This is a genomic window from Kribbella sp. NPDC050241 (assembly GCF_044459685.1).
GTDB lineage: Bacteria > Actinomycetota > Actinomycetes > Propionibacteriales > Kribbellaceae > Kribbella.
Genome location: NZ_JBITJE010000003.1, coordinates 111,409 through 124,358, shown reverse-complemented (window position 1 = coordinate 124,358; position 12,950 = coordinate 111,409). Strand labels below are relative to the sequence as shown.

General features: G+C 68.2%; 11 protein-coding genes. 9 read left to right on the top strand and 2 right to left on the bottom strand.

Annotation, left to right across the window (positions count from 1 at the left end; translation table 11 throughout):
* Window positions 1-47: 47 nt before the first annotated feature.
* Window positions 48-2,090, top strand: coding sequence for a prolyl oligopeptidase family serine peptidase (locus ACIBG5_RS15150; RefSeq protein WP_396392144.1), 2,043 nt, complete (start codon window positions 48-50; stop codon window positions 2,088-2,090).
* A 583-nt stretch (window positions 2,091-2,673) separates the two neighbouring features.
* Here ACIBG5_RS15150 and ACIBG5_RS15145 read toward each other — a convergent pair.
* Window positions 2,674-3,753, bottom strand: coding sequence for a hypothetical protein (locus ACIBG5_RS15145; RefSeq protein WP_396392143.1), 1,080 nt, complete (start codon window positions 3,751-3,753; stop codon window positions 2,674-2,676).
* A gap of 101 nt (window positions 3,754-3,854) precedes the next feature.
* Between ACIBG5_RS15145 and ACIBG5_RS15140 the strand changes: the two genes are divergently transcribed.
* Genes ACIBG5_RS15140 through ACIBG5_RS15130 form a run of 3 tightly spaced genes read left to right on the top strand, consistent with a single transcriptional unit; the run spans window position 3,855 to window position 7,105 of the window.
* Window positions 3,855-4,304, top strand: coding sequence for a MarR family winged helix-turn-helix transcriptional regulator (locus ACIBG5_RS15140; RefSeq protein WP_131518819.1), 450 nt, complete (start codon window positions 3,855-3,857; stop codon window positions 4,302-4,304).
* Entirely contained in the window at window positions 4,301-5,665 is a 1,365-nt protein-coding gene (locus ACIBG5_RS15135) for an MFS transporter (RefSeq protein WP_396392142.1), read from the top strand. Before ACIBG5_RS15140 ends, ACIBG5_RS15135 begins: the two co-directional genes overlap by 4 nt.
* Before the next feature lie 36 nt (window positions 5,666-5,701).
* Window positions 5,702-7,105 (top strand): mycothione reductase, encoded by a 1,404-nt coding sequence (locus ACIBG5_RS15130; protein ID WP_396392141.1) that lies wholly within the window; start codon window positions 5,702-5,704, stop codon window positions 7,103-7,105.
* Here the strand turns inward: ACIBG5_RS15130 and ACIBG5_RS15125 are convergent.
* Window positions 7,088-8,545 carry an LLM class flavin-dependent oxidoreductase gene (locus ACIBG5_RS15125; protein ID WP_396392140.1) on the bottom strand — a complete coding sequence of 486 codons (1,458 nt, stop codon included), beginning with the start codon at window positions 8,543-8,545 and terminating at the stop codon, window positions 7,088-7,090. The genes ACIBG5_RS15130 and ACIBG5_RS15125 overlap by 18 nt on opposite strands.
* Window positions 8,546-8,578: 33 nt before the next feature.
* Between ACIBG5_RS15125 and thpR the strand changes: the two genes are divergently transcribed.
* From thpR to ACIBG5_RS15100, 5 genes are read left to right on the top strand one after another with little or no spacing between them, the layout of a single operon-like run.
* Window positions 8,579-9,142: an RNA 2',3'-cyclic phosphodiesterase gene (gene thpR / locus ACIBG5_RS15120; protein WP_396392139.1), complete on the top strand. Its 564-nt coding sequence runs from the start codon at window positions 8,579-8,581 to the stop codon at window positions 9,140-9,142.
* Window positions 9,143-9,187: 45 nt separating this feature from the next.
* Complete coding sequence (efeU, locus tag ACIBG5_RS15115) at window positions 9,188-10,033, top strand: iron uptake transporter permease EfeU (protein WP_396392138.1); 846 nt, start codon at window positions 9,188-9,190, stop codon at window positions 10,031-10,033.
* Window positions 10,034-10,058: 25 nt separating this feature from the next.
* Entirely contained in the window at window positions 10,059-11,201 is a 1,143-nt protein-coding gene (gene efeO / locus ACIBG5_RS15110; protein ID WP_396392137.1) for an iron uptake system protein EfeO, read from the top strand.
* Window positions 11,198-12,448, top strand: coding sequence for an iron uptake transporter deferrochelatase/peroxidase subunit (gene efeB, locus ACIBG5_RS15105; protein WP_396392136.1), 1,251 nt, complete (start codon window positions 11,198-11,200; stop codon window positions 12,446-12,448). Before efeO ends, efeB begins: the two co-directional genes overlap by 4 nt.
* A 35-nt stretch (window positions 12,449-12,483) precedes the next feature.
* On the top strand, window positions 12,484-12,915 hold the full coding sequence (locus tag ACIBG5_RS15100; protein ID WP_396392135.1) for a hypothetical protein: 432 nt from the start codon (window positions 12,484-12,486) through the stop codon (window positions 12,913-12,915).
* The last annotated feature ends 35 nt before the right edge of the window (window positions 12,916-12,950 follow it).

The following is a 12,950-nucleotide window of genomic DNA, read 5'->3' as shown; positions in this document are numbered from 1 at the left end:
CGCTTGGTCTGCCTCGTGCGTTCACGCTGTCTCCGGACGGTGAGCGTGTGCTCTTCCTTCGGACCCGTGGGCCGGAGGACCGGGCCGGTTGCCTCTGGTTGCTCGATCTGAACGACGGTCAGGAGCATCTCCTGGTCGCGCCGGAGAACCTCGGCGACGACGGGCCGGTGCCCGAGGCCGAGCTGATCCGTCGGGAGCGGAGTCGCGAGCGCACTGCCGGCGTTGTCGCCTACTCGACCGACCGTGCGGTCCGCCAGGTCGCCTTTGCGGTGAAGGGCGACCTTTACCAGCTCGACCTCGACAGCACTGACCGCCGGCCGGTAGCTGTGCCAACCGCGGGACCGGTCGTCGATCCGCGCATCGACCCGACCGGCCGCCGGGTCGCGTACGTGACGGGCCGTGCACTGCACGTGGTGGAGCTTGCTACTGGCAACGATCAGCAACTGGCCGCGGACCCGGACCCCGAGGTCGCCTGGGGCCTCCCCGAGCACGTTGCCGCGGAGTCGATGCAGCGCAACCGCGGCCACTGGTGGTCTCCCGACGGCACCCGGTTGCTGGCGGCAAGGGTCGACCAGACCCCGGTCCAGCGCTGGTGGATCGCGGACCCGGCCAACCCTGGCCGGAAGCCCCGCGAGATCGCCTACCCCGCCGCCGGTACGCCGAACGCCCTCGTCACCCTGCACGCGTTCGACGTGTCCGGCGGCTCGGGCACCCAGCGCTCGCTGGACAACCCCAACGACTCGGGCACCGAGCGCCGGCTGGAGAGCTCTGGCGGCGTCGAGCTGCGGTGGGACAGGGCGGCGTACGAGTATCTGACTTCGGCCGGATGGGACTCGCACGGGCCGCTGATCGGTGTGCAGTCCCGCGACCAACGCACGCTGCAGGTACGAGCGGCCTATCCGGACACCGGCGAGACGCATCTCGTGCACGAGCAGCGTGATCCCGCCTGGGTCGAGCTCATCGCCGGAACCCCGGCACGCACCGAATCGGGCCGCCTCGTCCACACCGAGGATGCGGGGGAGACCCGGCGGCTACTGGTCGGTGGAGAAGCGGTCACCCCAGACGGCCTGCAGGTCCGCGCCGTCCTGGATGTCTCAGGCGAGGCGGTCCTCTTCGAGGCGAACGACGAGCCGACCGAGCGCCACCTCTGGCTGTACGACGAGACCGGGCTGCATCAGCTGAGCGAAGGTGCAGGCATTCACACCGGAAACCGCGTCCCCGGTGCGCTCCTGGTGGTCTCCAACACCGAGTCCGGCCGATCGTTCGTCGCGCGGAGGGACGGTCGACCGGACCGAGCGATCAGTGCGCTCAACGCCAAGCCAGTGCTCACTCCGCGGATCACCTGGTTGCGGGCCGGCGAACTGCAGCTGCGGACCGCTCTCCTGCTGCCCTCCTGGCATCAGCCCGGCGACGCGCCGCTGCCGGTCCTGATGTCGCCGTACGGCGGTTCCGCCGCGCAGCTTGCGGTGCGGGTCACCGGTGGGTGGTTCGCCACTGCTCAGTGGTACGCCGAAGCCGGGTTCGCCGTGATCATCGCCGACGGCCGGGGTACGCCGGGACGCGGTCCGACGTGGGAGAAGGCGGTCCATCTCGACACCATGACGGCTCCGCTCGAGGATCAGGTGACGGCGTTGCGCTCCGTCGCGGAGCAGACCGGTGCCCTCGATCTGACCAAGGTCGCCATGCGGGGCTGGAGCTACGGCGGCCTGCTCGCCGCGGCTGCGGTCCTCCGCCGGCCGGATGTCTTCCATGCGGCGATCGCCGGCGCTCCTCCGAGCGACTCGCGGATGTACGACACGCATTGGCGCGAGCGGTTCCTGGGGCATCCCGATGAGAACCCCGAGGTCTACGACCGCTCGTCACTGCTCACCTACGCGGCCGATCTCCGTCGTCCTCTGCTGCTGGTGCATGGTCTGGCCGACGACAACGTGGTTGCCGCCCACACCCTGCGGCTGTCGGCCGCATTGCTCGCGGCCGGCCGTCAGCATCAGGTGCTGCCGCTGTCCGGGGCCACCCACATGCCCACCGACGCGGCGACCCTGGAAGGACTGATGCACCACGAGCTCCGCTTCCTCAAGGAGTCCCTCTAGGTCTGCCCGGATTGTTAGTGGACCTGAGGCACTCACCAACCCTTCGGTCGGGGCATCACCGGCGCAGGTCTGAGCGTGGCCGGCAGGGGCGCTGTCTGGATGGTGAGTGGCACAGATCCGCTCCAGCGGGCTCGAGCCGGCTCTGGCGCGTTGGTCAGGTCCCGTTCGATCCGCTTCCGACCCGCGGTGCGGCGGGTGGGATCGGGGCCGTGGGCGACGGCCAGGACCAAAGTGCCCGACCGCACAGGCGTGTCAGCGGGTCCTGAGCCGCCGAGACCTGAAGGTGGCCAGTTTGGACAGGAGGTGTCCGGCGGCCCATAGTGCGCCTGGGCCTGCAGGCGCCCGCGCGTACGGTGTATCGCCGGTGCACTACCTGTCGATCTGCACACTGACCAGTCCAGCTGACATCCCCGGGCCCAGCCCAACCCACGCGGTCAAACCGCGTCTGAACCGGGACCGTCGAGCGTAGTGCACCGGATTCGGCGTGTAGAACTCCCCACTCTGGCCTTCGAGGCGGGCAGAACCGATCGATCGCGACCTCGGCCGCGCCGCCGCCTGTGACCGATGTCCTGGCCGAGTTCACCTAGGTGGTCGTCGTACGCCGCAGTTCGAGGTATTCCGCCCGCGCGGCGAACAGGTCACGCAGTTCGGTGCTGACGTGGTCGAGGAACTCGGTCCGGTACGTCGAGTCGGTCAGCAGCGCGATGGAGTAGTACAGCCCGGTGAAGTTGGCGATGCCGATGGCAACCTTCACCAGCGCTTCGCTGATCAGCATCTGATGATCCAGCAGATCGATGCGGTACGACCAGGAGCCGGGGGTGATGCCCCACTGCTCGTAGATGTGCTCGCTGATCGCGAGCATGCCGAAGGCGACGAAGAAGAGCCCGACGCCGGCGCTCACCACCAGCGCCTGCATCCATTGCCGGATGACCAGGCTGATGCTGATGTTCATCCGCTGGATCCGGCGCAGCGGCGGACCGGAGCCGGCGTCACGCTCGATCGCGTCCACCTCCCGGGGCAGGCGGATCAGCAGGAACAAGGTGCTCAGCACGGTGAAGGCGACCACCGAGACGACGATGAACGCGACCGGCATCCCGGCGAACACCTGCCACATCTCCGTGTTCACGAACAGCACCAGTGAGAACACCAGCAGCAACGGCAGCGCCCGGACCAGGCTGGCCACCGAGTTGGCCAGCTCGCTCGCGAGCCGGCGCAGGCTCCAGAAGATCGTCCCGATCAGCCCGTAGCCGATCACGACGTACACCACGCCGACCAGCAGGAGGTTGCCGATGGCAACGCCGAAGAACTGGCGGAGCTGGCCCTGGGTGACCACGGGCAACAGGGCCGGGAGTAGTACGAAGACAGCCAGCTCGGGTACGCCGAACCGGGTCGGCAGCGACCAGAACGGGCGGCCACGGAAGCCGTTCAGCAGGCCGAATCCGGCGATCAGCACCAGCATGGCGCCCAGCGCCGCGAGCACGTTCACCCAGACCGGCCACTGCAGCGAGGTCGCCCCGAGGACCTCGGCCAGGAACACCAGCACCAGCAGCGGCGTGGCCCGGGTGAAGATGTCGTGGGTCGGCGAGAAGTCTTCGATGAACAACGGCAGCCCGGCCCGCCGGAACCGTTGCTCGAACCGCGCCAGCTCAGCACTCGTCCCCATGCCCGCGAACTCTAGCGGCCCGCGGCGTCACCGAGTGACCGGGAATAGCATCGGATGGTAATGCGTTTTCTTTAGCAAAGGTAATAAGTTAAGGTAACGGTATGCCCGAAGTCGTAGCACAGCAGGTGAAGAGTGACGTCGGGCTGGCGAGTGCCCTGCGGTCGTCGACCCTGCGCCTGTCCCGGCAGATCCGGCGGCAGCGCGAGCCCGGTCACGACCTCAGCGCCAACCAGCTCAGCGTGCTCGGCGCGTTGTCCAAGCACGAGGCGATGACAATCGGTGAGCTGGCTGCCCATGAGCAGGTCAAGCCGCCGTCGATGACGCGGATCGTGACCAACATGGAGGAGGCGGGCCTGGTCGTCCGCCGCCCGCATCCGACCGACAAGCGCCAGATCATGGTCGAACTGACGGCGAAGGCCGGCGAGCTCATCCACGCCAACCGGCGGCGCCGCGACGAGTGGCTGCAGACCAAGCTCAAGCAACTGACCCACGAGGAGCGCGACATCCTGCGCAAAGCAGCCCCTGTTCTCGAACGCCTGGCGGCCACATGAGTCCGACCTTCCGCGCGTTCAAAGTCCGTAACTTCCGTCTCTACGCCTCCGGTGCGATCGTCTCGAACGTCGGCACCTGGATGCAGCGGGTCGCCCAGGACTGGCTGGTCCTGGAGCTGACCCATTCCGGTACGGCGCTCGGCATCGTCACCGGACTGCAGTTCCTGCCCGCCCTGCTGCTCGGCCCGTACGCCGGCCTGGTCGCCGACCGCTTGCCGAAGCGGACGGTGCTGACGTGCACCCAGATCGCGATGGCCTCCGTCGCCCTGGTCCTCGGCAGCCTCACCATCGCCGGGGTCGTCCAGCCCTGGCACGTGTACCTGCTGGCCCTGTTGTTCGGTGTCGGCACTGCCTTCGACGCCCCGACCCGGCAGTCCTTCGTGGTCGAGATGGTCGGCCGCGAAGAGCTGTCCAACGCCGTCGGGCTGAACTCGGCGTCCTTCAACGCGGCCCGGCTGCTCGGCCCGGCGCTGGCCGGTCTGCTGATCAACTGGATCGGCACCGGTCCGGTCATCCTGATCAACGGCTTCACCTACGCGGCCGTGATCTTGTCGCTGCGGCTGATGCGGGTCCACGAGTTGCACACACCCACGCCCGCAGGCCGGGAGAAGGGCATGATCCGCGACGGCATGCGCTACTTGTGGCGCCGGCCGGACCTGATGATGGTGCTGGTCGCGGTGTTCTTCGCGGGCACCTTCGGCCTGAACTTCCAGCTGACCTCGGCGCTGATGGCGACCCAGGTGTTCCACAAGGGCGCGGGGGAGTACGGCATCCTCGGCTCGGTGCTCGCGATCGGCTCGCTGTCCGGTGCGCTGCTGGCGGCCCGCCGGGTCCGGATCCGGGCTCGCCTGGTGATCGGCGCCGCACTTGCCTTCGGTGCTTTCGAGATCATCAGCGCGCTGATGCCGACGTACCTGACCTTCGCGCTCGTGCTGCCGCTGGTCGGACTGGCTTCGCTGACCATGCTGACCTCGGCGAACGCGACCATGCAGCTCGGTATCGAGCCCAGCATGCGCGGCCGGGTGATGGCGCTCTACATGACGGTCCTGATGGGCGGTTCGCCGCTCGGGTCGCCGTTCATCGGCTGGGTCGGCCAGGAGTTCGGCGCCCGCTACACGCTGATCGTCGGCGGCGGACTGACAGTGCTGGGCACGGTCGGATCGGTGCTGTACTTCTCCCGCCGACGCGGACTCGCGATCCGGCCGCGACTGCTGCCCCGCCCGCGGCTGGAGGTGCTGCCGCAGACCGAGCTCCTCGGCGAGAAGGCAGTGGTCGACGCCGGCCCGCAGACCGAGGTCGTCACTGGGTTGAAGTCCGAGCCCCTCGACGACACCAAGGAGCTGGGTCCCCGGGTCGCCTGACGAACGGGAGCTGGGGTCACAGGGGCACAATGGGGTGTGACCCATTACGACCTGGTGATTATCGGGACCGGCTCCGGCAACACGATCGTGAACCGGCGGTTCGCGGACTGGAAGGTGGCGATCGTCGAGCGTGGCACGTTCGGCGGGACCTGCCTGAACGTGGGCTGCATCCCCACCAAGATGTTCGTGCACACCGCCGACCTGGCCGCCACCCCGTCGATCAGTTCCCGGTACGGCGTCGACGAGGAGCTGATCGGGGTGCGCTGGCCGGAGGTCCGGGACCGGATCTTCGACCGGATCGACCCGATCGCCGCGTCCGGCTCGGAGTACCGGCACCACCACGCCGACAACGCCAACATCACCGTGTACGACGGCACCGGCCGGTTCACCAGTACCAAGGAGCTGACGGTCGACGGCACGGACGGCCGGACCAGCGTGATCACGGCCGACCGGTGCGTGCTCGCGGCCGGCAGCCGGCCGATCATCCCGTTCATCCCCGGCCTCGAGGAGACCGGCTACCACACGTCGAACACGATCATGCGGCTGGAGAAGCTGCCGCGCCGGCTCGGCATCATCGGCAGCGGTTTCGTCGCCGCCGAGTTCGCCCACATCTTCTCGTCGTACGGCGTCGACGTCACGCTGATCGCCCGGTCGGACCTGCTGCTGCGCCACGAGGACGCCGACATCGCCCAGCGCTTCACCGAGCTCGCCCGCGGAAAGTACGACGTACGGCTCGACCACGAGACGATCGGGGTGGCCCGCAACGACGACGGGTCGATCCTGATCCGGACGCTGTACCCGGACGGCGCCGACAAGATCGAGGTCGATGAGCTCCTGATCGCCGTCGGCCGTACGCCGAACTCGGACGTACTGGACCTGGATGCCACCGGCGTCGAGGTCGACCATGAGGGCCGGGTGGTCGTCGACGAGTACCAGCAGACCACCGTCGACGGCATCTACGCGCTCGGCGACGTGACCACGCCGCACCAGCTCAAGCACGTCGCGAATCACGAGGCGCGCGTGGTGAAGCACAACCTGCTCAACCCCTCCGACCGGATCGAGGCCGACCACCGCTTCGTCCCGCACGCTGTCTTCAGCTCGCCGCAGATCGCGTCCGTCGGCCTGACCGAGGAGGAGGCTCGCGAGCGCGGCATCGAGTACGTCGTCGGCCGCGAGAACTACGCCGACATCGCGTACGGCTGGGCGATGGAGGACACCAGCGGGTTCGCCAAGATCCTGGCCGACCCGAAGTCCGGCCAGATCATCGGCTGCCACATCATCGGCCCGCAGGCGTCCTCGGTGATCCAGCCCGTCATCCAGGCGATGAGCTTCGGCCTGGACGCCTACTCGATGGCCCGGAACCAGTACTGGATCCACCCGGCGATGTCCGAACTGATCGAGAACGCCCTGCTGCATCTGGAGCTACGGCCGAAAGGCTGAGATCACGTCACCGATCGTGTCCAGGGTGTCGAGGTCGGGGAGGCTGATCATCACTTCCGCCGCGCCGGCCTCGGAGAGTTCGCGGAAGCGGCCGATCTGGTCGTCGACCGTGCCGGCGTTGACCGAGGCTGCGTAGCGGGCCGGGTTCTGGTTGCGTGGCCGGAGTCGTTCGACGAGGTCGTCAACGGTCCGGGAATCCTTACCCACAAGGGTTGTGGACAGATGCGTGACCTCGATCGGGCGGTCCGTCAGTTCGCGAAGGTAGCCGACATGCTGACGGACAGCGGTGGCGTCCCCGAACACGTTGACCGCGTCGGCGTACCGCGCCGCCAATCGCAGCGTCCGGCGTCCGCTGCCGCCGACGAGCACCGGCAGATGCTCCTGCAGTGGCCGCGGATAACACGTGGTGTCCGGTACGTCGAGCACCTTGCCGTGGAACGGTTTGTTGCCTGGTCCCCATAAAACCGGCAGCAACTGCAAAGTGTCCTCGAGCAGCGCATACCGCTCGGCCACCGGCGGGAACGTCCACCCGTACGCCTTGTGCTCGGCCTCGAACCACGCGAGCCCGACGCCGCAGACGGCTCGCCCGCCACTCAGTACGTCGAGCGTCGCCGCGATCTTCCCCAGATGCGCGACGTTGCGATAGGTGATCCCCGAGACCAAGGTCCCCAACCGCATCCGCGTCGTACAGGCAGCCAGATAGCCGAGCGTCGTCCAGCTCTCCAGGAAGTCGTCCCAGGCGCGCCCCACCTGCGGGATCTGCCGGAAGTGGTCCATCACATAGATCGCGTCGAACCCGGCGGCCTCGGCCCGGCCTGCGACATCCCGGATCCACTCGGCCGTCCCGGCCCGTCCGGCCTTGTGCGTGTAGCTGCTCAACTGCAGCCCGAAGCGCAACCCCGCCGGAGCTTCCGACTGCCGCGCCGCCGCAGCTCCCGCATCCACGAACGCCTCCGGTACGACGCGCAGCGCGGTCGGCTGCAGTACGTCGTCGTACCCCTCGAGCGGCAGCTCCTTCTTCACGGCCGTCCATGAGCGCAGCTGACTGGTGAGCACGTCGGCGGGGATCCGCTTCAGCCGTTCGCGGTTCCGCCGACGGCACTCGGCGGCCGGGGTGTCGAAACCGACCGCGACACAAGGCATTCCGGCTGCACGAGCCAACTCGAGCCACCGCAGCCGCCGATCCTTGTCCAGTCCCAGCGTGTCGATCACGGTCGTCAGCTGCCGCCCGATCCGCTGCCGCACCACTTCTTCCAGCAACGCGAACGCGTCCGCGCTCGCCGCGAGATCGTCCTCGCCGGCCCCGACCAACGCCCGCAGCCGATCACTCGACACGATCAGCCCGTCCGCGAACCGCTCTGCCGCCCACGTCGACTTCCCCGACGCCCCCGCCCCAACCAGAATCACCACACACGGCGACGGCAACTTCCGTTCTTCCACAAAAGCATTTTCCACCACAGATAGAGTTTTCGGATGCGATTGTTCGTGGCCGTGGTGCCACCTGCGGAGGTAGTGGAGGATCTGAGCGAGTTCGTCGAACCCAGGCGGCAGCATCCGGATGAGGACATCCGATGGGCCACGGACGAGCACTGGCACATCACGCTGGCGTTCCTGGGCGACGTGCCGGACTGGAAGACCGATGAACTGGGGGAGCGGCTGGAGGGGGCCGCGAAGCGGCAGAAGCCGTTCGAGGCACAGGTCACCGGAGCGGGCGCGTTTCCGGGCGTGCCCGACGCGCGCGTTCTGTACGCCGGGATCCGCGACGACACCGAGTCGCTGTCGCACCTGGCGATGACGACCCGTTCCGCCGCGAACCGTGCCGGCGTGATGGTGGAGGGCCGGAAGTTCACACCGCATCTGACCCTGGCCCGGCTGCGGCGGCCGCTCGACGTGACCCGTTGGGTGCGGATCTTCGACGGGTACGAGGGACCCGTTTGGACGGCGGGATCGGTGCGCCTGATCGAGTCCCGGCTCGGCGAGGGGCCCGGGCACAGTGCGGCGTACACCGCAGTAGGCGAATGGGACTTCTTAGGTTAACCTCAGGAAGGTTAGCCGTACCTAATGACGTGAAAGAGTCCCGCCATGCTCGCGAACTATCTGATCGGACTCCGTGAAGGCCTCGAGGCATCGCTGGTCGTCAGCATCCTCGCCACCTTCCTGGTCAAGTCAGGACATCGGGATCGACTCAAACTGGTCTGGATCGGAGTGGCCGCGGCGCTGGCCGTCGCTGCCGCCGCCTGGGGTCTGCTGCAGTTCGTCACCGCGCTGACCGCGAAGTCGTTCACCACCCAGGAGACCGTCGGCGGCGTGATGTCGATCCTCGCGGTCGGCTTCGTCACCTGGATGATCTTCTGGATGCGCAAGGCGTCGCGCAGCATCGCCAGGGAGTTGCGCGACCGGATGGGCGTGGCGCTCGAGGTCGGCGCCCGCGCCGTCGTCATCCTGGCTTTCCTGGCCGTGTTCCGGGAGAGCATCGAGACCGCCTTCATCGTGTACGCGTCGGCCGCCACCGCGACCACCGCCGTACCGTTCGTCGGCGTCCTGCTCGGTCTGGCCACCTCGGTCCTGCTCGGAGCAGCGATCTACCGCGGTGCGGTGAAGGTCAACCTGGCGGTGTTCTTCAAGTGGACCGGCGCGATCCTGATCCTGGTCGCGGCCGGCATCTTCGCCTACGGCTTCCACGACCTGCAGGAGGCGGGCATCCTGCCCGGGCTGCAGCACCTCGCCTTCGACATCTCGCACGTGATCCCGCCGGACAGCTGGTACGGCGTACTGCTGAAGGGCATCTTCAACTTCAACCCCGCGCCGACCGTCCTCGAGGCGGTCGCGTGGCTGGCGTACCTCGTCCCCGTGCTCGTGCTGTACTTCCGCCCGGTCAAGACCAGCGCGCCGCCCGCCGTACCGGCCAAGACCGCCGAAGCGGCCTGATCCCACCTCACCGTCCAGGAGAAACATGTTCACGTCCACGACCCGCGGGGTCATCGCTCTCGGCGCAGTACTGGGGCTCGCCACGCTGACCGGTTGTGCGGATGACCAGCCGGCTGCCTCCGCCGACGACGGCACCGGACCGGTGTCGGTCAAGGCGAGCGATTCGTCGTGCGACCTCAGCCGCCGCGACGTGAAGTCCGGGACCAGCACCTTCTCGGTCTCCAACGGCGGGAGCAAGGTCACCGAGTTCTACGTGTACGCCGAGGGTGACCGCGTGATGGGCGAGGTCGAGAACATCGGCCCCGGCCTGAAACGCGACCTGATCGTCGAGCTGCCGACCGGCAAGTACCAGGCCGTCTGCAAGCCCGGCATGGTCGGCGACGGCATCCGCGGCGACCTGACGGTCGCAGGCGACGCCCCGGCCCAGGTGGACGAGGACACCCTGCTGAAGCAGGCCACCGACAGCTACCAGCGGTACGTGAACTCGCAGGCGGTCGCGCTGGAGCAGAAGACCACCGAGTTCGTCACCGCGGTGAAGGCCGGCGACGTGGCCAAGGCCAAGGAGCTGTTCCCGGTGTCGCGCACGTACTGGGAGCGGATCGAGCCGGTCGCGGAGTCGTTCGGCGACCTGGACCCGAAGATCGACGCCCGGGTGAACGACGTCGAGCCGGGCACCGAGTGGACCGGGTACCACCGGATCGAGCAGGCGCTCTGGGTCTCCAACACCACCAAGGGCATGGAGAAGTACGCCGACCAGCTGCTGGTCGACGTGAAGACGGTGGTGGCGAAGGCCAAGGTCGTCAAGCTCAACCCGCTGCAGCTGGCCAACGGTGCGAAGGAACTGCTGGACGAGGTTGCCACCGGCAAGATCACCGGTGAGGAGGACCGCTACTCGCACACCGACCTGTGGGACTTCCAGGCCAACGTGGAGGGTTCGCAGGCGGCGGTCCAGGCGCTCCGCCCGGCCCTGCAGGCCCGGGACGCGGCGCTGGTCACCTCGCTCGACACCAACTTCAAGGCGGTCTTCGCCGCGGTCGACAAGTACCGCGTGGGCGACGGCTTCAAGCCGTACCAGGTCAGTGAGGCGGAGAAGAAGGAGCTCAGCCGGGTCGTCGACGGTCTGGCCGAGCCGGTCAGCCAGGTTGCAGGAGTGATTGCGAAGAAATGACCGAAGGTAAAGGCATCTCCCGCCGTGGCCTGTTCGGCGCGGCGGGTGTCGCAGTCGCCACCGGAGTTGCCGGGTACGCCGCGCACTCGGCGCTGACCGGCGAGGAGTCGCAGGCCGCGGACAACACCGGCCCGGTCGAGTTCCACGGACCGCACCAGGCCGGGATCGTCACGCCGGTCCAGGACCGGCTGCACTTCGCCGCATTCGACGTGACCACGACCAACCGGGACGACCTGATCGCCCTGCTGAAGGAGTGGACGGCCGCGGCCGCGTTGATGACAGCTGGTCGCGACATCGGCCAGTACGGCGCGGTGAACGGACCGGATGAGGCACCGCCGGAGGACACCGGTGAGGCGGTCGGCCTGCCGCCGGCCCGGCTGACGCTGACCATCGGGTTCGGGCCTTCGCTGTTCGACAAGCGGTTCGGGCTGGCAGCCAAGCGTCCCAAGGCGCTGGTCGATCTGCCGCACTTCATCGGTGACGACCTCGACCCGAACCGGTCCGGCGGCGACATCGCCGTACAGGCGTGCTCCGACGATCCGCAGGTCGCGGTGCACGCGATCCGCAACCTGGCCCGGATCGGGTTCGGCCGGGTCGCGGTCCGCTACTCGCAGCTCGGGTTCGGCCGGACGTCGTCCACGTCGAGAGCGCAGGCCACCCCGCGCAACCTGTTCGGCTTCAAGGACGGCACGAACAACCTCAAGCTGGAGGACACCGACAAGCTCGAGCAGCAGCTGTGGGTGCAGCCGGAGGACGGCCCGGGCTGGATGGTCGGCGGCTCCTACCTGGTGTCGCGGCGGATCCGGATGAACATCGAGATCTGGGACCGTACGTCGCTGGGCGAGCAGGAGACCATCATCGGCCGGGGCAAGGGCACCGGGGCGCCCCTGGGCAAGGCCGACGAGTTCGACGCGATTGACTTCGCCGCCAAGACCTCCGACGGCGAACCGAAGGTCCCGATGGACTCGCACATCCGGCTGGCGCACCCGCAGTTCAACAAGGGCGCCGAGTTGCTCCGCCGCGGCTACAACTTCGTCGACGGTTCGGACGGTCTGGGCCGGCTGGACGCGGGGCTGTTCTTCCTCGCCTACCAGCGGGATCCGCGCGAGCAGTTCATCCCGATCCAGAACCAGTTGGCCCGCACCGACACGATGAACGAGTACATCCACCACGTCGGCTCCGGCATCTTCGCCTGCCCGGCCGGCGTGACCCCGGGCTCCTACTGGGGCGAGAAGCTCTTCGCCTGATCCAGTGCTTCCCGGGTCTGCCGATCCCCGCGCTGGTGGCCAAGATCAAGGTCAAGGGCTGGACGTGCAAGGCCGACGGCCCAGGCACGACCGAGTGCCGCAAGCCCAACGATCAGGACCTGATCTCGATCCGCAACGGCCTCGCGCGGGACAAGACGCTGGTCGGCGGCGTCACCCTGCACACCTTCAGCGGCGGCCCCGGCGCCTACCCGCAGGGTCAGGCCCAGGCAGTGGCCAAGGCTCGTGCCGACCTGCCCTTCGTCCTGGCCGCTCTGTTCTCCGACACCGGGACGCGAGAGCAGATCGCTGCCTGGCTGAAGACCGCCGTACCGGGGTGTGCCCCGCCCACGAACATCGGAGGCTACGGCGTCGAGTGCACGAGGCCGTCGGCCATCACGATCGGCAGCGGAACGAAGCAGGTCACCAGCTGGTCCATCCCGATCATGTTCAACGGCCGCCGCGTCTGACCCCGCCCCGCCCCCACCCTTCCCCGTCACCCCCG

Bases quoted from the DNA above. Each gene is read 5' to 3' on its own strand.
- ACIBG5_RS15145 (WP_396392143.1), bottom strand. From the start codon at position 3,753: ATGGGGACGAGTGCTGAGCTGGCGCGGTTCGAGCAACGGTTCCGGCGG.
- ACIBG5_RS15140 (WP_131518819.1), top strand. From the start codon at position 3,855: ATGCCCGAAGTCGTAGCACAGCAGGTGAAGAGTGACGTCGGGCTGGCG.
- ACIBG5_RS15135 (WP_396392142.1), top strand. From the start codon at position 4,301: ATGAGTCCGACCTTCCGCGCGTTCAAAGTCCGTAACTTCCGTCTCTAC.
- thpR (WP_396392139.1), top strand. From the start codon at position 8,579: ATGCGATTGTTCGTGGCCGTGGTGCCACCTGCGGAGGTAGTGGAGGAT.
- efeU (WP_396392138.1), top strand. From the start codon at position 9,188: ATGCTCGCGAACTATCTGATCGGACTCCGTGAAGGCCTCGAGGCATCG.
- efeO (WP_396392137.1), top strand. From the start codon at position 10,059: ATGTTCACGTCCACGACCCGCGGGGTCATCGCTCTCGGCGCAGTACTG.
- efeB (WP_396392136.1), top strand. From the start codon at position 11,198: ATGACCGAAGGTAAAGGCATCTCCCGCCGTGGCCTGTTCGGCGCGGCG.